This is a genomic window from Streptomyces sp. ITFR-6 (genome assembly GCF_031844725.1).
In the GTDB taxonomy this organism is placed as follows: domain Bacteria; phylum Actinomycetota; class Actinomycetes; order Streptomycetales; family Streptomycetaceae; genus Streptomyces.
Window position 1 is genome coordinate 638,796 of the sequence record NZ_CP134612.1, and the last position, 18,906, is coordinate 657,701.

The window sequence follows — 18,906 nt, forward strand, 5'->3', positions numbered from 1 at the left end:
CCGAGGCGGGGCCCGTTCTGCAGATCCCCCGGCTTGTGCGCATGCTGGAAGAACGACGCTGTTTCGCTCGCCCTCGGGCCGGCACCGGTTCGAGGTGGTGCACACCAACAGATGAGGCGGTGAGCCCTGTGAAGGCACTCGTCTACCAGGGACCGCGGGATGTTGCGGTTGCCGATGTTCCCGATGCCAGGATCGAACGACCGACAGACGTGCTCGTCAAGGTCACCTCGACCAATATCTGTGGGTCCGACCTCCACATGTACGAGGGCCGGACCACCATGGAGACCGGGCGGATACTCGGCCACGAGAACCTCGGAGAGGTGATCGAGGCCGGCGCCGGGGTGGACCGCGTGAAGGTGGGTGACCGCGTCTGCCTGCCGTTCAACGTCGGCTGCGGATTCTGCGCCAACTGTGAGCGCGGTTTCACCGGCTTCTGTCTCTCGGTCGACTCCGACACACCCGGCGGGGCCTACGGCTTCGCTGCGATGGGCACCTACGCCGGGGGCCAGGCGGAATACCTTCGGGTTCCCTGGGCCGACTTCAACTGCCTGGTCCTCCCGGAGGACGCGGCGGAGAAGGAGAACGACTACGTGATGCTGGCGGACATCTTCCCCACCGGCTACCACGCCACGGAACTGGCCGATGTCTCGCCGGGTGAGTCCGTCGTCGTCTACGGGGGCGGGCCCGTCGGTCTCATGGCGGCCTACTCAGCCCGTCTGCGCGGCGCGAGTCAGGTTTTCGTCGTGGACCGGCAGGCCGACCGGCTCCGACTCGCCGAGCAGGCCGGAGCCACCGCGGTCGATGATTCCGATGGCGATCACGTGGAGCGGATACTCGACCTGACCGACGGTGGGGCCGACAAGGGCTGCGAATGCGTCGGCTACCAGGCCCATGACCCGCAGGGCGAGGAAAGGCCGGAGGCGACCATGAACGACCTGGTCGCCTCCGTGAGGGCGACCGGCGCCATTGGAGTCGTCGGAGTGTTCCTCCCCCAGGACGACGGCGCTCCGACCGAGCTGACGCGCGAGGGCAAGCTTTCCTTCGACTTCGGCCAGTTCTGGTTCAAGGGACAACGGATCGGGACCGGTCAGGCCAGTGTGAAGGCGTACAACCGCTTCCTCGGCCGGCTCATCCAGCACGACAGGGCGAAGCCGTCGTTCATCGTCTCGCACGAACTGCCTCTGGACGAGGCCGCGAACGCGTACCGCCACTTCGACGACCGCGACGCGGGATGGACGAAGGTCGTCCTCAAGCCCTGACCCCACCACGCGGGGGTGCCTCTATGTCCTTCGTCAAGGCGGCCCTGTCGGGTTTGGTGTGGTTCGGGGTGCTGGGGTTATGCGGCGAGCTCGACGTCCTTCGGTGTCCGGGATTCGTAGAAGGTGCCGTCGCGGAGCATGGCGAACAGGACGCTGATGCGTTGGCGGGCGAGGCGGAGGAGAGCTTGGGTGTGGGTCTTGCCGCGGGCTCGTTGCTTGTCGTAGTAGGCGCGGGAGGAGGGGTCGGCGTTCATGCAGGCGAAGGCGGACAGGAACATGGCCCGCTTGAGCTGGCGGTTGCCGCCGCGGGGTGCGTGTTCGCCGTGGATCGAGGTCCCGGACTGCCGGGTGGTGGGTGCGAGTCCGGCGTAGGAGGCGAGGTGGGCGGCGGTGGGGAAGCCGGTGCCGTCGCCGACAGTGACCAGCAGGACGGCGGCGGTCCTGACGCCGACGCCGGGCATCGACGTCAGGACCGGGGAAAGAGGGTGGGCCTCCAGAAGCGTGCGGGTGGCCTCGGCGGCGAGGTCCTGGTCGAAGCCGACGAGCACGGTGAGTTCGGCCGTGATCTCGTCGGTCAGTTCCAGGGATCGCAGGGTGTGCGGCATGGTGCGGGCAGCGTCCGCGATCACGGCCGCGTCGCGGGCGTCGGTCTTGGCCTCGCCGGGGTAGAGGTCGGCGATCCGCCGCATCGCCAGGCCGGGCAGGTAGGCGACGCGGCAGCCGGCATCGCGGGCGACGGTCAGCGGCAGGGCACCGATCGAGGCGGGCTGGTCCACGATGACCAGGACGGTGCCGAACTTCGCGGCAAGCCTGTCGAAGACGGCTCGCAGCTTCGGCTCGCTGTTGGGCAGCGGCTTGTCGAAGACCTTCTTCCCGGCCGGAGTAAGCCCGTGCCCGTGATGAGTCGATTTGCCGACGTCCAGGCCGAGGAACACACCCACGTCTTCGATCTCGAACATCTTTCCCCTCCCAGGGGTGTTGACGGTGCCGGCCTCGGCTCGGGTGTCGCGCTCGCGCATCCACGTTATGCAGACCTGCCGCCCGCGAACCGCCCGGCGTTGCGCCGGACCGGACGGTGGCCGGACCTCTGATCAGCGTCTCCGACGAACACCCCCGAGCCCGGTGAACACCACCCCCCAGGTCATCTCGGACAGGGGGACCAAGTCATGCCGGGCCCGGAGGCCAGCGGCCCCGTTGCGGAGCCGTGGAAAACATAACGGGGGCCGGGCCCGGAAGGGCATCAGGGGTCAGGGCGGGATCGAGTCCACGTAGCCGCCGTCCACCCGCAGGGCGCCGCCCGTGGTCGCGGAGGCGAACGATGAGGCCAGGTAGACCACCATGTGGGCGATCTCCTCGGGCTCGATGAGGCGCTGGAGCAGCGACTGCGGCCGGTGCGTGCGCATGAACTCGCGCTGTGCCTCGTCCCACGGAAGGTCCTTGTCGACCAGCTCGTAGACGAAGTCCTCGACCCCGCTCGTGTGTGTCGGGCCGGCGATGACGGAGTTGACCGTGACTCCCGTGCCCGCGGCGTCCTTGGCGAAGCCGCGTGCGACGGCGAGCAGAGCCGTCTTGGACACGCCGTAGTGGATCATCTCAGCCGGGATGGCCACGCCGAGTCGCTGGCGATGTACTGCACCCGGCCCCAGCCGTTCTCCTTCATCCCCGGCAGATAGGCCCGGGTCATGCGGATCGCGGCCAGCACATTGACCTCGAAGTAGCGACGCCAGTCGTCGTCGCTGATCTCAAGCAGCCGAGAATCGTCGATTTATCACCCCACCGGCCCCTTGCGTCTCCCCCGTGGCTCCACCGCCGCCCCATGCCTCCCGCAGGCCGCAGTAGTGCACGGCCAGGACGGTGAAGCACACGGCCGTCACCTCCAGCGGGCTCAAGTAGAGGTGTTCATAAGGGCGTTCGGGGCAACCGAGGTTCAAGCCGGTCATCACCGGACCTGGCCTCAGGCCGATCACGAAGGAGTGGGTCATGACGACGCAGTACGGCAATCACCAGACCGGCCAGCAGTCCCACGGCGCACCGGGACCCGCGGCGACCGGCAACGTACTGAGCATCATCGCGATGGTGCTGGGAGTCATCTCGCTCATCTTCCTGCCGATCGTCTTCGGCGTGGTCGCCCTGGTCCTGGCCATAGTCGCCAAGACCGTCCGGCACGAGCGGCTCGCGGTGATCGCCATCGTGGTCAGCGTCGTGGGCCTGGTCGGCGGCATGGTGCTCGGAGCACTGCTGGCCTCATGACGGTCCGGACCGCGCCGGCCTCATGTCGGTCCGGACCCGCGCCGGCCTCACGACGATCCGGGAACGTGCCTCGGGCCCGCCCCGAGCCATGCCGTCCCCGGCGCGGGGGCGTGGGTCCGGTCCGCCGAGTCGGACCGGACCCACGCCCTGTGTCGGCTACCAGCCCGCCTTCACCCCGTTGTAGGCCGTGCGGCAGTCGGCGTTGGTGGCCTCCGCGGCGAGCTTCTCCATGGCGGCCTTCCAGACCTTCTTGGCCAGCGCCTCCAGGTCACGGGTCGCGGCGGGTACGTTCGGGGCGAACTTCTTGATCGACCCGATCGAGGCCTTGGCGAACTTGTTGCAGGCGGGCGCGGCGGCGTTCCGGTAGCGGGTGTCCAGGTCCGCGGCGACCGCCTGGCCGTTGTTGGTCGCCCAGGTGTTCCAGGCCGCGCACCCCGCCTCGGTGAAGGCCGCCTGGTCGGCCTCGCTCAGCCCCAGCACTTCGGCCAGCAGAGCGTTCTTGGCCTTGTCGGGGACCGTGAAGTCCACGACAGGGAACTTGTCCAGGGTTTCGAGCAGCGCCTCCTGACACGCGGGCGGCAGCGGGGCCGCCTGTGCGGCGGCCGGGGCGGCGGCGCGGGCGGCGGGCTCGGCCACGGCGCTGGAGGAGACGGTCAGCGCGGAGGCGGACAGCAGAGCGGCGGTCAGGACGGTGCGCCGGACGGTACGCGAAAGAGTCATGGAGTTGTGCTCCTTGCTCGGAAGGATCTGTCGGTCCGGGCACCGCGTCGGCGCCCGGCGGCTACAGAACGATCACCGCGCCCCGCAGGTCACAGCTCCTTTCCGCGGACCGGACGGTGGCACAAAGAGGCGTCGGGCGTCCGTGCGACAGGGACAACCAGGGCCGTGCCGGTGGTCCGGCGTTCAGGTGGGCCGTACGTGCTCCGCGGACGGTCCGGGCTCCGCCGAGGGCAGTGGCGCGGGGGTGTCCCCGGCCGTTCCGGGCCCGTGGGGAGCCGGGACCCATGGCCGCCTTTCCGGCGGCAGCGCGTTTCCGGTCCGCCGGCGGAAGACCAGGAACCCGGCCGACGCGGCAGCGACGAGCCAGAGGCACTGGATCACCAGGCCCTGGACGGCAGAGGCGTCGGAGAACGCCGCCGACATGCCGGCCTGCACAGCTCCGTACGTCGGCAGGAAGCGCACCACCGCGCTGTCGGACCCGGAGCTGGAGAGGGGGTTCTGCAGTGCGACGTCGAGGATGCTGATCATCAGAATGGCGAACATGCCCTCCACCTCGCGGCGGAGTACCGATCCGAAGACCACACCGAGCGCACCGTACGTCAGTGCCGCGCAGAACAGCGCGGCGGCGAGCATGAGGGGCTGCCGCGGCGGCCAGGAGAATCCGACGGCGACCGTGGCGTACCCGGCGATGGCGGCACAGACCAGCGTGAGCGCGGAGAGCTTGGCGAGGACGAGGTGGTAGCGGGGGTAGCCGGCCATCGCGAGCCGGCGGTCGAAGGCGCCTCCGGTGAAGGTGGCCGCGAACATCATGAAACCGGCGATCAGCGTGACCGCGTTCAGCGCGCCGGTGATCTGGGTCAGATGGTTGCCGGGCGGGGACAGCACCTCTCCGGTTGCCCGCAGCCGGAACGGGGCCGGCCGGTCGGGGATGGTCACATAGGCGAGGGCGATCCATACGGGGATGTACACGACCACCAGCAGCATCGCGAAGCGGTTGCGGGTGTGCCCGGTCAACGCGTACCGCGACGCCGTGACGAACAGGGACCAGTGCCGCCTCATGCAACCGCCTCCGCGCGCGGCTCCTGGCAGTGCAGGCGCCCGTTCTCCAGGCGCCAGAGCACGTCGAGCCGGTTGATGTCGTACGCCAGGTGCGAGACGACCAGCACCGAGCGCCCGGCGTCACGCAGCCTGGTCGCCAGCTCCCAGAAGCGCAGATACGTCTCCCAGTCGAAACCCTGGTAGGGCTCGTCCAGCAGCAGGACGTCCGGATCGTGCATGAGCGCGAGGGTCAGATTCAGCTTCTGCCGAGAGCCCCCGCTGAGCAGGCCCGCACGCTGGTCGAGGTACTCGGTGAAGGCCAGGACCTCCATCACCTCCTCGGCCAGCCGCAGGTCCGGGAGTCCGAACGCGCTCTTGAAGAAGTCGAGGTGCTGGCGGACGGTGAAGGAGTCGTCCAGGACCACGGACTGCGGGCAGTAGCCGAACCTGCCCCGGTGACGCACCGAACCCCGGTCCGGCCTGAGTTCACCGGAGACGATCTTCAGCAGAGTGGTCTTGCCCGAGCCGTTCTCCCCGACGATGCCGGCGAGGGTGCCGGGTCGCAGCCGGAGGTCGACGCCCCGGAGAACGGCGTGCCGGCGGTAGGAGTGGTGCACATCTATGACGTCCATGGTGTCGCTCCGTCGTGCCGGGTACGGCTGTTGGCCGCGGGAGTGGTCCGCGTCCTGCCGGTGTACGGGATTACGTGGGCCGGATGTTGGGTGGCGCGTCCGGCCCGCCCGTGCCCAACGAGCAGGCCGGGCAGCGGAAACGGTGCCGGAAGGAGCGCCCGCCCCGCTGCCGTCAACCCCGTGCACGACGTGTTCATCCGCGCGACGGGTCCACCGCCCAAGACCGGTTCCGGGGGCCCCGGGATGGATAACGTGACCCGCTCCGGAGCGAAGGGGCGGTCAGTCATGCGGAGAACGTGTGTGATTGGAGCGGGTCCGTCGGGTCTGGCCGCGAGCAAGGTCTTCGCGTCGCACGGTGTTCCGTTCGACTGCTTCGAGGCCGGTTCGGGCCTCGGCGGGCTCTGGCGGTACGGCAACGACAACGGCATGTCGGGGGTGTACGCGTCGCTGCACGCGAACATCTCGAAGGAGAGCATGTCCTTCTCCTCGCTCCCGATGCCGGAAACCTGTCCGGTCTTCTCGCACCACACCAGAGTCCTCGCCTACTTGGAGGACTACGCCGCGAGATTCGGTCTGCACCGCCACATCACGTTCGGCACGGAGGTCACCTCGGTGCGGCCCCTGGAAGACGGCGGCTGGGAGGTCGGTCGCCGGCGCCGCGGGGACACGGCGGCGGAGGTGACGACGCGGCGGTACACCGACGTGGTGGTGGCCAACGGGCACCACTGGGACCCGCGCCTGCCCGCCCCCGCCGTACCGGGGGCCGAGGAGTTCGAGGGGTCCGCGCTCCACTCGCACGAGTACCGCACCCCCGAGCCGTACGCCGGCCGGCGGGTCCTGGTGATCGGCATGGGCAACTCCGCGTGCGAGATCGCGGCGGAGATCTCGCGAACGGCGGCCCGGACCTTCCTCTCCGCACGCGAGGCGACACACGTGTTCCCCAAGATGCTGCTCGGCCGGCCGGCGGACCACCTGGTACGGAGCCCCCTGTCCCGTATCCCGCGATTCCTCAAGGGCCCGGCGATGGCGCTTCTCCTGAGCCTGACGCGAGGCGCCCCGGCCCAGTACGGGCTGGCCGCTCCGGTACGCGGCCCCCTCGCCGCCCACCCGTCCACCTCGGACGAGCTCCTCGTCCAGCTGGCCCGGGGCGCGGTGACGCCCAAGCCCGGCGTCAGCTCCTTCGGCCGGGACACGGCGGCCTTCACGGACGGCAGCCGCGAACCCGTGGACGCCGTGGTGTACGCCACCGGATACTCCCTTTCCTTCCCCTTCCTCGACCTCGCCGTCTTCGCGGCCCGGGGCGGCCGCACGGAGCTCTATCTGCGTACCGTGCCGCCGAGGCTCCCCGGCCTCTACTTCATGGGGCTGGCTCAACCCGCCGGCGCAGCCTTCCCGTTGCTCGAACCGCAGGCGGAGTGGGTCGCCGGACTGATCACGGGAGCGTTCGCCCTGCCGTCGCCGCAGGACATGACGCGGGCGATCAGCCGCGAGCGGCGGTCCCATGAACGGACCTACGCGCCCAGCTACCGCCACGGGATCGAGATCGACGTCCGCTCCTACCAGCGGGCCCTTCGCCGGGAGCTCCGGGCGGGCCGGCGCCGGGCACGCGGTGGCGTACCGCCCGTGCCGGTGTCGGCCGCCGCCCGGCCCGGTCCGGCAGCCGAGGTCCCGTGAACCGCTCCGCACGACGACCGGCCGCGAACGCCCTGTCCGGCTCAGACGGGCGGGGCGTTCTCCTCCAGCTCCCCCACGGCCCGCTCCCACAGCTCCGGCAGCGACTCCCCGAGCGGAAGGGCGCCATCGGCCACGAACGACACCTCTGCCCAGTCACCGAAGAACGACAGCCCCACCCCGAAGAGATGTCCGGGAACGACCAGGGGCAACAGGGCGGTGCCCGTCACCTGCGTCTCGCCCAGGCTCCCCTTCTCGGCGAGCGGCATGGAAGTGGCCATGACGTTGGTGACGCGCGGCGAGAGGACCCGTCGCAGATACCACTCGGTGGGGCGGCCCGGCATGAAGCGGACCAGGTCCTGGATGGCCTGCCGCCATGACTCGCCCCGCAACTTCCGGGTCTCCGCCATGACATGGTCCAGTCGCCGCAGTGCGGCTTCACCCCCGCCGGTCCCCTCCGGATCCTTGGTGACGGTCCGCACCGGCAGCTCCAGCGGCACGGCGAAGCAGCGGTTGCCCCACGTCTGGTCCTCGTCGGGACGGCGTGCGTCGATGGGCAGCACGGCCGTCACCCGGGGCAAGGACACGCCGGACCGGGCCGACCAGGCGGACAACGCCCCGGCGAGAGCGGCCAGATGCACGTCATGGGCGGAGCCGCCGCGTGCCGCGCCGATCCGGCGCAGGGTGTCCGCCGGTACCCGCCCGCGCCACAGCCGCCGCTCCCCGGAGGGGGCGAAGACGGCATCCGGCCGGTGGCCCCGGACGGCGAGGGTGCCCGCCATGAACTTCGTGGCCAGCCCGACGGCCGCGCCCACCCGCCGGGGCACCCCCGCCCGACGGCTCCGGCCCGGCACCGGGCGCGCCGACGGCTCCCCCTCGCCCAGCATGGCGCGGAAGGTCATGGCGGCGGCCGAACCGTCCTGGCAGGCATGACGGAAGCGGTAGCACACGGCGTACGCGTCGGGTCGGTGCCCGTGGACCAGCCACACCCCCCACAGGGCACCGGACGCGAACGGGGCGTTGAGCGCGGTGTGCAGGGCGGAGTCCCACCCGGCGGCGCCGTCGGCGACCACCTCGTGGACATGCCGGTCGATGTCGAACTCCGCGTCCGGCTGCCACCGGGACCGCCGGCCGCCCTCGACCCGGCTGGTGTGCAGGGGCAGCCCGCCCAAGCGGAAGGCCACGTACGCGCGAAGGTCCGGCAGGGCCGGGGGCGGACCGCTGAGGTACGCGACACCGCCGGCGTCCCAGCGGACGTCGGGCCGCCGCCGCTCCATGCTGAGGAACGCACGGTCGACCGAGTGCGTCGGGTGGCGGGGCGAAGGAATGAACGGAGCTGAACGCTCGGGGGACGCGGGCTCAACGGGCGGCTCGGACTGAACCGAATCGGGCTGAACCGGCTCGGGCTGAACCGACTCGGCGGATTCGGCGGATTCGGCGGACTCGGCGGACTCGGCGGACTCGGCGGACTCGGCGGACTGTTCAAGATCAGGCATGGGGATTCGGGGCTCCGATTCTGGCCGAAGGCCATGGCAGGGCGACCGCGGCGTCGCAGGTGGGCGACAGCACCAGCGGCAGAGAGGCAGAGAGACGGGGCGGGCGGGACAGGCGGGCAGACAGACACGAGCGGACGTACGGCAGGAGGGCAGCGATGCCGGGCCGTCCGCCCCCGGCCGGCCGCAGCACGACGCTCGCCCCGGACCGGCCGGACAACAGGATGGGCACCGGCCGGAGCCGGTCCGTCCGACACCCGCACGCCACGACGCCCTCGGCGCCCCGGTTCGGCTCGGCGCCCGGGGCTGTCGGCCGCAGCCGCCCCGCAGGCGTCGGTGGCCCGTGTTCCCGTGCCGTGGCTGGCCTGCCGCCCCGCGCCACCGGCAGCCGCAGCGGACACGGCAGGCCTCGCGGCAGGACCGTCCAGGACCCCCGGTCGTTCCAGGACCCTCACCGGCAGGTTCCCCCGAAAGGAGGACGACGCCGGGCGGCTCCGCCCGCGTCCTGCCGTCGCGCTCACCGGGCCGCCCGGCCAGGGGGCGAAATCCCTCCGGACCGGGCGGCGCGCACGGTTCGCCGTGTGGCGTACTTCGTTCGGGTGAGCAGGGGGAATCGGGGCTCTCGGTCCGCCCCACCGTCTGACATTGTGTGCCGTGCGCCGGAGGTCACCGGCCTGGGGAAGGCCCCGGGAAGCCCTGCCGGACGGGGCAGTCGGACCACCCACGAGCGCCGAACCGCACCGCGCGATGCCTCCGCCAGTGGCACTCCGCCTCGCAGGACGACCAGCGGCATCCCGCTCCGCCGCACCGGCGGCACCCCGCCTCCGCACCCGGTCCCGGGATCGCCCTCTCACCGCCCTTGGAGCCACACCCGTGCACGTCGCCCTCACCGGCGCCACCGGATTTCTCGGACTGCGCCTGTTACGCCGCCTGCTCGGCACGCACCCGTCCGTGACGGTTCTGGCCCACGCGGGATCGGCCGACGCGCTGCACCGCATCACCCGGTTCTTCGAACTGACCGGCTCGCCTGAGGCGTTCACCGCCGAGCTCCCCGGCCGGCTGCGGGTGGTGGAGACCGATCTGGCACAGCCCCGGCTGGGACTCTCCGGGCGGAACTTCCAGAAGCTGGCCGACGGTCTGGGCACGATCTGGCACAGCGCGGGCTCCATCAACCTGGAGGGGGACCTCCCCGAGCTGCGCCGGATCAACGTCGAAGGCACCCGGCAGGTGCTGGAGCTGGCGGCCGCGGGCCGCCGGGCGCCCCTGCTCCGTCACGTGAGCACCGCCTTCGTCGCCGGGGCGCGGCGGGACGGAGTGGCGTACGAGGACGAGCTTGACGACACCTGCGGCTTCGAGAACGCCTACGAGCGGTCCAAGTACGAGGCGGAGCTGCTGGTGCACGCGTGGTCCCGGAAACACGGCCGCCCGGCCCTGGTCCTGCGGCCGAGCATCCTCGTCACGGATCTGGCGCCGCACCCCGAACTGCCCTCCCACCCGCTGCAGGTCATCGAACGGATCCTGCGGGACGCTCGGTGTACCGCCGGTCCCGGCACGCCCGGCGGTCCGGCCGGCCGGCCGCTCGTCCGGACGGTGGGGCATCGGAACGGGCGGCTGAATCTGCTGCAGGTGGAGCACGCGGCCGAGGTCATGGTGCGGCTGGCCGGTCTGACTCCCTCGGGCGGCGTCGACACGTACCACGTCGTGCACGACCGCGATGTGCCCGTTCCCACGGTCGTGACCCTGCTGGAGCGGCTGGTCCCGCTCTCGATCGACCTGGTCGCCGCCAAGCCGGACACCCCGTCCTCGCTGGAGGCCCTGCTTGAGTTCTATCCGGGCATGACGGCCTACCTCGCCCACCGGCGGCGGTTCGACGACACCCGGGTCAGGACCCGGCTGGGGCCGTCGGCGGCCTCCGCCCCGGTCGGCCTGGACTACCTCTGGTCCGGTCTGGCCCCGAGAGGCCGGCCCCTCGCCCCGGCGCCGGGCGCTTCCCCGGCCGCCCTTCCGTCCGCCTGAGCAGCAGACCCGTACGCCTGACCGCCTGACGTCCTCTCCCGTTGGAGCCCTTGCGTGTCCGTCCTCACCGTTCCCGGCGCCTCCGCCGCGTCCCCGCCGGTCTCCTCGCCCGTCTCCTTGCCCGTCTTCTCGCCCGAGGAGATCACGGCCCGCGCCCGGCAGATCCGGAGACCCGTCCACGTCGTCAGTGCGCCGGACGGCCGGGAGCTGGGGATCGCGACCGGGCCGGTACCCGACGGCCCGGTGCTCGGGACGCTGCCGCCGCTGTACCCGGAGTGGCTCGGCGGCCGTACCTTCTGCGAGGCGCACGGCGTCCGCTTCCCCTATGTCGCCGGGGAGATGGCGAACGGCATCGCGACCACCCGGATGGTCGCGGCGATGGCACGCGCGGAGATGCTCGGCTTCTTCGGCGCAGGGGGGCTGGCCTATCCCGACGTGGAACGGGCCGTGCACACGCTCGCGCGGGAGCTGGACACCCGCGGCAACTGGGGTGTCAACCTCATCCACTCACCGGCGGAGCCGGAACTGGAGTTCCGCGTGGCCGAGTTGCTGCTGGCCGCCGCAGTCCCCCGGATCTCCGCTTCCGCGTTCATGGAGCTGACCCCGGCCGTCGTGCTGTGCTCCGCGCACGGGCTGCGCCGGGACCCGGACGGCTCCATCGTCCGGCGCACCCGGCTGCTCGCCAAGGTCTCCCGGCCCGAGGTGGCCGAGCGGTTCATCTCCCCCGCTCCGCCCGTGCTGCTGGACCAGCTCGTCGCGCGGGGGAAGCTGACCCGGCAGGAGGCGGATCTCGCGGCTCTGGTGCCGGTGGCAGAAGACATCACCGTGGAGGCGGACAGCGGCGGCCACACCGACAACCGGCCGCTGCAAGCCCTGCTGCCGAGGATCGCGGCCCTGCGCGACACCTTGTGCCGCCGGTTCGGTTACCCCCGGCCGGTCAGGCTCGGCGCGGCCGGCGGCCTCGGCACACCGGACGCGGTGGCCGCCGCCTTCGCCCTCGGTGCGTCCTACGTCGTCATCGGTTCCGTGAACCAGACGGCCACGGAGGCGGGTCTGTCGGTCGAGGCCAAGACGATGCTCTGCGACGCGGACATCTCCGATGTGACCATGGCGCCGGCGGCCGACATGTTCGAACTGGGCGTGAAGCTCCAAGTGCTCTCCCGGGGAACGATGTTCGCGCAGCGGGCCGGGCGGCTCCACTCCGCGTACCGGGCCCACGGTTCGCTGGAGGAGCTCCCGGCCGCGCTGCGGTCCTCGATCGAACGGGACGTGCTGCAAGCCCCGTTCGAGGAAGTCTGGCAGCACACCCGCGCGTTCTGGGCCCGGCGCGATCCTGCGGAGATCGCCCGCGCGGAGGCCGATCCGAAGCACCGGATGGCCCTGGTCTTCCGCTGGTACCTGGGGAGTTCCAGCCAGTGGGCGATCACTGGTGAGGCGTCGCGGCAGGCCGACTACCAGATCTGGTGCGGTCCCGCGATGGGCGCATTCAACCGGTGGGTGGCGGGCACGTTCCTGGCCGCCCCGGCGAACCGGTCCGTGGTGCAGATCGCGCTCAACCTGCTCGAAGGGGCCGCGGTCGTCACCCGCGCCCATCAACTGCGCACCTACGGCGTCCCCCTGACGGCCGGGGCGTTCAGCTTCCCGCCGCGCGAGCTGGCGTGAGCGGGACCGGCGCCGCCCCGGCGTCAGCAACGACAGACCGACCCGGAGGAGAGACCGTGCCCGGCCCACCCCACCACCAGGTCCCCGTCGCCGTGGTCGGCGTCGGGGCCCTGGTGCCCGGCGCGACGGACGCGGCCGGCTACTGGCGGATCGTGACCGGCGGCCGCGACCTGATGACCGAGGTGCCCGCCTCGCGCTGGAGCGTGGCGGACCACTACGACCCGGACCCGGCCGCTCCCGACAAGACGTACGCCCGGCGGGGCGCCTTCCTGCCGGAGGTCGACTTCGATCCGATGGCCTACGGGGTGCCGCCCACCAGCCTGCCGACGACGGACACCTCCCAGCTGCTCGCCCTGATGGTCGCCGACCAGGTACTGAGGGACGCGGGCGGGCCGGGCCGGGTGGACCGGGACCGGACCGGTGTGGTCCTCGGCGCCGCCGCCCTGGAGCTGCTCCCGCACATGTACGGGCGCGCCCAGCGCCCGGTGTGGCTCGCGGCGTTGCGGGAGAGCGGGCTCGGAGAGACCGAGGCACAGGCCGTGTGCGACCGCATCTCGGCCAGTTTCGCACCGTGGCGGGAATCGACCTTCCCCGGGCTGCTCGGCAATGTCGTCGCGGGCCGGATCGCCAACCGGTTCGACCTGCACGGCATCAACCACACCACCGACGCCGCCTGCGCCAGTTCGCTGGCGGCCCTGTCGACCTCGGTCGGTGAGCTGTCCCTCGGCCGGGCCGACCTGGTGATCAGCGGAGGCGTGGACACCGGGAACGACATCGGCATGTTCCTGTGCTTCTCCAAGACGCCCGCCCTGTCTCCCAGCGGCGACTGCCGGCCGTTCTCGGCCTCGGCCGACGGCACCATGCTGGGCGAAGCGGTCGTCATGTACGCCTTGAAGCGGCTGGCCGACGCCGAGCGGGACGGCGACCGGATCCACGCCGTGATCCGGGGCATCGGCACGTCCTCCGACGGCAGGAGCACGGCGATCTACGCCCCGCTCCCCGACGGCCAGGCACGGGCCCTGCGCCGCGCCTACGAGGAGGCGGGCTACGGGCCGGAGACAGTGGAGCTGGTGGAGGCGCACGGGACCGGCACGAAGGCCGGGGACACCGCCGAACTGGCCGCGCTCAGCGAGGTGTTCGGCGGGACGGGCCGTACCGATGGCCAGTGGTGCGCCATCGGCTCGGTCAAGTCGCAGATCGGCCACACCAAGTGCGCGGCGGGCGCGGCGGGGCTGCTGAAGGCCGTCATGGCACTGCACCACAAGGTGCTGCCGCCGACTGTGAAGGTCGACCGGCCGAACCCGGCGGCCGCCGCCGCGGACGGCCCGTTCTACGTCAACACCGAGACCCGCCCGTGGGTGCGGCCCGCCGGGCATCCACGCCGGGCAGCGGTGTCGAGCTTCGGTTTCGGCGGCAGCAACTTCCACGTCACGCTTGAGGAGTACACGCCCCGGGCCACCGGGGGCCGTACGGCTCTGCGCCACCGCTCCGCCCCGAGCGAGCTCGTCCTGTTCAGCGGCGAAGCCCCGGCGGACCTCGCGGCGCCGGGGGCCGACGACGGCCGCCCGCTGGCCGCACTGGCGCGGGAGAGCCACAGCTCCTTCTCACCGGCCGCCCGGATGCGGCTGGCCGTCGTCGCCACCGATGCCGAGGACCTGCGGGAGAAGCACGCGCAGGCCCTCGCGCTGATCCGGCGCAGCCCCGGCGACCCGTTCTCCACCCCTGCCGGTGTCCGGTACGCCTGCGGGGACGCCGGACCCGGCCGCATCGGCTTCCTGTTCCCGGGGCAGGGGTCCCAGTACGTCGGGATGGGCGCCGATCTCGCGATGCTGGCGCCGGCCGCCCAGTCCGTGTGGGACCGGCTGGGCGGTACCCGCTTCGACGGACGCCCCCTGCACCGGGTCGTGTTCCCGCCGCCCGCCTTCACCGACGGGGAGCGGGCCGCCCGGCGGGACCTGCTGGATGCCACCGAGTGGGCGCAGCCCGCGTTGGCGGTGCACGCGCTCGCGCTGCTGGAGGTGGTGGGCGAGCTGGGTCTGCAGCCGGACTGCGTGGCGGGGCACAGCTTCGGTGAGCTGGTGGCGCTGCACTGCGCGGGAGTTCTGGACGCCGGCTCGCTGGTGGAACTGGCCCGGCGCCGCGGCGAGCTGATGCGCGACGCGGCGGTCACCCCGGGCGGGATGCTGGCGGTGGCGGCGGACCGCGCGCACGTGGCTCGGGTGCTGGCCGGTGGCGGGTTCGGTGACATCTGGCCGGCCAACCACAACTCGCCGCGCCAGGTGGTGCTTTCGGGATCCTCGGAGGCGATCGCGCGGGCCGAGAAGGCGTTCTCGGCCGACGGGGCCGGCACTCGTCGGCTGGCGGCGTCGACCGCGTTCCACAGTCCGTTGGTCGGGCCGGCCGTCGAGCCGCTCGCGGAGTACCTGCGCACGGTGTCTCTCACCGGGCCCCGGACCGAGGTCTACGGCAACGCGGACGCGGCGCCGTACCCGTCGTCGCCCGAGGAGGTACGCCGCCGGATCGCCCGCCATGTCGCTTCCCCGGTGCTGTTTCAGGACCAGATCGAGGCCATGTACGCGGCCGGGGTGCGGACCTTCGTCGAGGTCGGCGCGGGCGCGGCGCTGACCGGTCTGGTCGGACAGATCCTCGGTGACCGCGAGCACGTGGCCGTCCCCCTGGACCGGCCGGCCCGGCCCGGCGCCGACACCCTGCACGCCGCGCTCGGGGAACTTGCCGTACGCGGCGTCCCCCTCGATCTCGACACCCTCTGGGCGCCGTACGCCCACGAGGGACCAGCGAAGGAGCACGAACCCCGAATGACCGTGAAGATCAGCGGAGCCAACTACGGTCAGTTCCCGCCGCCCCGCACCGCGCCCGCCGAACCGCCGCCCGCTCCGGAACAGGAGCCGGAACACCGGCCCCGGCCCGCCCCGGCCCCAGCCCCCGTATCCGCGTCCGACACCCCGGCGGTCCCCATGCCCGCGTACGTCCCCTCCCCGGTCCAGCCCGCACAGCCGTCGGAGTACGGGACGGCATCCGCGCAGTGGCAGCCGGAGCTCGAACCGGTGCCCGGGGCCGAGGCCGCCGCCGACGGCAGCTGGTACGCCGCCGTCGAGAGTGTCCAGCGGCAGACGGCGCAGGCGCACGCGGCGTGCCAACGCATGCTGACGGACAGCCACATCGCCTTCCTCCGGATGACCGAGACGACCCTGGCGGCCATGCTCGGGCAACCGCACCCCGGCGGAGCCGCGGACGTACCCGTGGGCGGGGCCGCGGAAGTACCCGTGGGCGGTGCTCCGGACGTGTACGCCGGGGGAGATCTGGACGTGTCCGTCCCCGCGCCGCCGCTGCCGCTCCCCCGCTCCTCCTCGCCGCGAACCGCACCGGCCCCGGCACCGGCACCCGTGGCTCCTTCGGCACCGGCTGTGAGCGCTGTACCGGTAACCGTCCCCGCACCTGCCCCCGCCGATGGCGATGGCGATGGCGCGATGCCCCTGTCGCCGTCCGAGCTGGAGGAGTTGCTCCTGTCCGTGGTGGCCCGGCTGACCGGCTATCCCACCACCATGCTCAACATGGACATGGAGCTGGAGGCAGATCTGGGCGTCGACTCGATCAAGCGCGTCGAGATCCTCTCCGTCATGCGCCGAGAGGTGCGCGACGTGGGAGCGGGCGACATCGGCCGGCTCGGCAAGCTCCGTACGCTGCGCGAGATCGTCGACGCGCTCACCGACGGCGCCCCGCCTCCCGGGACCACGGTGCCGGAAGCCGTAGAGCCTCCCGGATCCCCCGAAGTCACCGCGGTCGCCGCGACGCCCGCGCAGCCCGCCCCGCGCACCGGACCCGCCGAGCGGGCGCCGCTCACCAGGCTGGTCCCGCGCACCGTGGAGTCGCCGCCGTCCGGGCTGGCCACGGCGGGCCTGCTCGACGGACCTGTCGTGGTGACCGGCGGCGGGCCGTCCGGGTCCGCGACGGCCGGCCTCATCGCGCGGAAACTGGCGGAACACGGTGTGGACGCCACTGCCATGACGGAGGTGCCCTCGGACGCGCGCGCGGTGATCCATCTCGGCGCGCTCACCTCCGACGCCACACCCGACGGGGCGCGGGAGGTCCACCGCTCTGCGCTGCGCGCGGCGCGTGCGGTCTCCGCGGCACGAACGGCCGGGGGCGGCGGGCTGTTCGTGACCGTCCAGGACACCGGGGGCGACTTCGGGCTCGGGGGCGGCGAACCCGGCCGTGCGTGGCTGGGCGGGGTCGCCGGCCTGGCCAGGACCGCGGCGAAGGAGTGGCCGGACGCCTCGGTCAAGGTCATCGACTGCCGGCGCGGCGGCCGGGGCGACGAGGAGGTCGCCACCGCGATCGTGCGGGAACTGCTGGAAGGCGGAACAGATCGGGAGGTGGGCCTGCTCGCGGACGGCACCCGCACCCTGATGCGGCTGGTACCCGAGCGGGTGACGCCCGGCGGCACGCCGCGGATCTCCTCCGATTCGGTGATCGTGGCCACCGGAGGAGCCCGCGGGGTGACCGCCGCGGCCCTGCTCGACCTGGCCAGGACCCACCGCCCTCGGATCGTGCTGCTCGGCAGGACCGAGCCGGCCGCCGAGCCCTCCGGCCTGGCCTCCGCGACCGACGAACCGGCCCTCACCCGGCTGCTCGCGGAACGCTCAGGACCGGACGCGGCGGACACCTCGCCCGCCCGGATCGCGGAGCGGGCCCGGTCGATCCTGGCCGCGCGCGAGGTGCGTGCGACGGTGGCGGGGCTGGAGGCCGCCGGGTCACCCGTCCGGTACATCCGGGTGGACGCCCGCGACGGTGACGCCCTGGCGGCCGCCCTGCGCGACGTACGCGAGACGTGGGGGCCGGTCACCGGCATCGTGCATGGCGCGGGGGTACTGGCCGACAGCCGGATCGCCGACAAGACCGACGCGCAGGCCGAGCTGGTGATGTCGAGCAAGGTGGACAGTCTGCGGGCGCTCCTGGCAGCGACGGCCGACGACCCCCTGGACACGATCTGCCTCTTCTCCTCCGTGGCCGCCGTGTTCGGCAATCCGGGCCAGGGCGACTACGCGATGGCCAATGAGGTGCTCCACCAGGTCGCGTCGGCCGAGCAGTCCGCCCGCCCCGGCTCTCTGGTGCGGTGTGTGGCCTGGGGGCCCTGGCAGGGCGGCATGGTCACCCCGGCCCTGGCCGCGCACTTCGACCGGTCCGGGGTTCCGCTCATCCCCCTGGACCAGGGCGCCGCGGCCTTCACGGCCGAGCTGGACGGCACCGCCGGAGAGGCCCGCGTCGTACTGGCCGCCGGGGACGACCCGGCCGCCCTGTCCCCGGCGGGTGATCCACGTCGCGCACAGCTGCTGCTCCGCTCCGACACCCTTCCGCAGCTGGCCGACCACGCGCCCGCCGGGGTTCCCGTGCTGCCGGTGGCCATGGTCCTGAACTGGTTCGCGGCCGCGGCCTGGCTGCCGGATGCCGGACAGCTGGTTCTGCGCGATCTGCGGGTGTACAGGACGTACGCCCTGCCCGAACTGCGGGGCGCGGGCCACCGGATCACCGTGGTCTGCGGCCGGGCGCCCGGTTCGTTCCCGGAGCTGGAGGCGGAGCTGCTGGGCGAGGACGGCTCGGCACACTTCCGGGCGGTCCTGGACGCCGGGGAGGGCAGCCCCGACGCGGCCGCCTGGGAGATCCCGGACGGCCTGGAGCCGCTCGCTCGGGCCGAGTCGTACGACGGGAAGGTCCTCTTCCACGGGCCCCGCTTCCAGGCACTGCGCTCGGTGCGCGGCGTCTCCGGGCACGGCGCGGAGGCGACCGTCGCGGGACTGCGCGCCCTGGACTGGGCGGGTGAACACCACTGGCCGCTCGATCCGGCCGCGGTGGACGGCGCGCTGCAACTCGCCCTGCTCTGGGGCGAGGAGGTGCTCGGCGGGGCGACGCTGCCGATGGCCGTCTCCGAGTGCAGGGTGTACCGGCGCGGCCCGGTGGACGGCACCGTGCGGTGTGTGGTGCGGGGGCGGAAGGTCCATGACACGGGGGCGCGCTGCGACGCGGCACTGATCGACGCGGACGGGTCCGTCCGGCTGGAACTGATCGGTGTCGAACTCGTCCGCCGTCCCTCCTGACCCCTCTCCTCCTGCCCCCTCCCCTCATGACCTCTTCCCTCATGACCTCTTC

At 72.5% G+C, this 18,906-nt stretch carries 11 protein-coding genes and 1 pseudogene; 6 read left to right on the top strand and 6 right to left on the bottom strand.

Annotated features, from left to right (window positions below; genetic code table 11):
- The first annotated feature begins 128 nt into the window (after positions 1-128).
- Positions 129-1,259: a glutathione-independent formaldehyde dehydrogenase gene (locus tag RLT59_RS02785; protein WP_311307595.1), complete on the top strand. Its 1,131-nt coding sequence runs from the start codon at positions 129-131 to the stop codon at positions 1,257-1,259.
- Positions 1,260-1,336: 77 nt separating this feature from the next.
- On the opposite strand, the gene RLT59_RS02790 is transcribed toward RLT59_RS02785, so the two are convergent.
- Entirely contained in the window at positions 1,337-2,218 is an 882-nt protein-coding gene (locus tag RLT59_RS02790) for an IS110 family transposase (RefSeq protein WP_311301869.1), read from the bottom strand.
- Between the two features lie 288 nt (positions 2,219-2,506).
- Positions 2,507-3,006 (bottom strand): annotated as a pseudogene (locus RLT59_RS02795) (SDR family NAD(P)-dependent oxidoreductase); the annotation flags it as partial.
- 233 nt (positions 3,007-3,239) lie between these two features.
- Here RLT59_RS02795 and RLT59_RS02800 point away from each other — a divergent pair.
- A complete protein-coding gene (locus RLT59_RS02800; RefSeq protein ID WP_311301870.1) occupies positions 3,240-3,509 on the top strand; it encodes a hypothetical protein in 270 nt (89 codons plus the stop codon).
- 156 nt (positions 3,510-3,665) lie between these two features.
- Here RLT59_RS02800 and RLT59_RS02805 read toward each other — a convergent pair whose 3' ends face one another.
- The 3 genes from RLT59_RS02805 to RLT59_RS02815 all read right to left on the bottom strand — a co-directional run bounded on the left by RLT59_RS02805 (position 3,666) and on the right by RLT59_RS02815 (position 5,899).
- Positions 3,666-4,229: a hypothetical protein gene (locus tag RLT59_RS02805; protein WP_311301871.1), complete on the bottom strand. Its 564-nt coding sequence runs from the start codon at positions 4,227-4,229 to the stop codon at positions 3,666-3,668.
- Between the two features lie 183 nt (positions 4,230-4,412).
- Positions 4,413-5,288, bottom strand: a complete 876-nt coding sequence (locus RLT59_RS02810) for an ABC transporter permease (protein WP_311301872.1) — start codon at positions 5,286-5,288, stop codon at positions 4,413-4,415.
- Positions 5,285-5,899: an ABC transporter ATP-binding protein gene (locus RLT59_RS02815; RefSeq protein ID WP_311301873.1), complete on the bottom strand. Its 615-nt coding sequence runs from the start codon at positions 5,897-5,899 to the stop codon at positions 5,285-5,287. Before RLT59_RS02815 ends, RLT59_RS02810 begins: the two co-directional genes overlap by 4 nt.
- A 300-nt stretch (positions 5,900-6,199) precedes the next feature.
- Between RLT59_RS02815 and RLT59_RS02820 the strand changes: the two genes are divergently transcribed.
- Positions 6,200-7,573 carry a flavin-containing monooxygenase gene (locus RLT59_RS02820; protein ID WP_311301874.1) on the top strand — a complete coding sequence of 458 codons (1,374 nt, stop codon included), beginning with the start codon at positions 6,200-6,202 and terminating at the stop codon, positions 7,571-7,573.
- 41 nt (positions 7,574-7,614) lie between these two features.
- On the opposite strand, the gene RLT59_RS02825 is transcribed toward RLT59_RS02820, so the two are convergent.
- Complete coding sequence (locus RLT59_RS02825; RefSeq protein ID WP_311301875.1) at positions 7,615-9,066, bottom strand: wax ester/triacylglycerol synthase domain-containing protein; 1,452 nt, start codon at positions 9,064-9,066, stop codon at positions 7,615-7,617.
- 870 nt (positions 9,067-9,936) lie between these two features.
- Between RLT59_RS02825 and RLT59_RS02830 the strand changes: the two genes are divergently transcribed.
- From RLT59_RS02830 to RLT59_RS02840, 3 genes are read left to right on the top strand one after another with little or no spacing between them, the layout of a single operon-like run.
- Positions 9,937-11,079, top strand: coding sequence for an SDR family oxidoreductase (locus tag RLT59_RS02830; RefSeq protein ID WP_311301876.1), 1,143 nt, complete (start codon positions 9,937-9,939; stop codon positions 11,077-11,079).
- Positions 11,080-11,133: 54 nt separating this feature from the next.
- Positions 11,134-12,741 carry a PfaD family polyunsaturated fatty acid/polyketide biosynthesis protein gene (locus tag RLT59_RS02835; protein WP_311301877.1) on the top strand — a complete coding sequence of 536 codons (1,608 nt, stop codon included), beginning with the start codon at positions 11,134-11,136 and terminating at the stop codon, positions 12,739-12,741.
- A 56-nt stretch (positions 12,742-12,797) separates the two neighbouring features.
- Positions 12,798-18,854 carry an SDR family oxidoreductase gene (locus tag RLT59_RS02840; RefSeq protein WP_311301878.1) on the top strand — a complete coding sequence of 2,019 codons (6,057 nt, stop codon included), beginning with the start codon at positions 12,798-12,800 and terminating at the stop codon, positions 18,852-18,854.
- Positions 18,855-18,906: the final 52 nt, after the last annotated feature.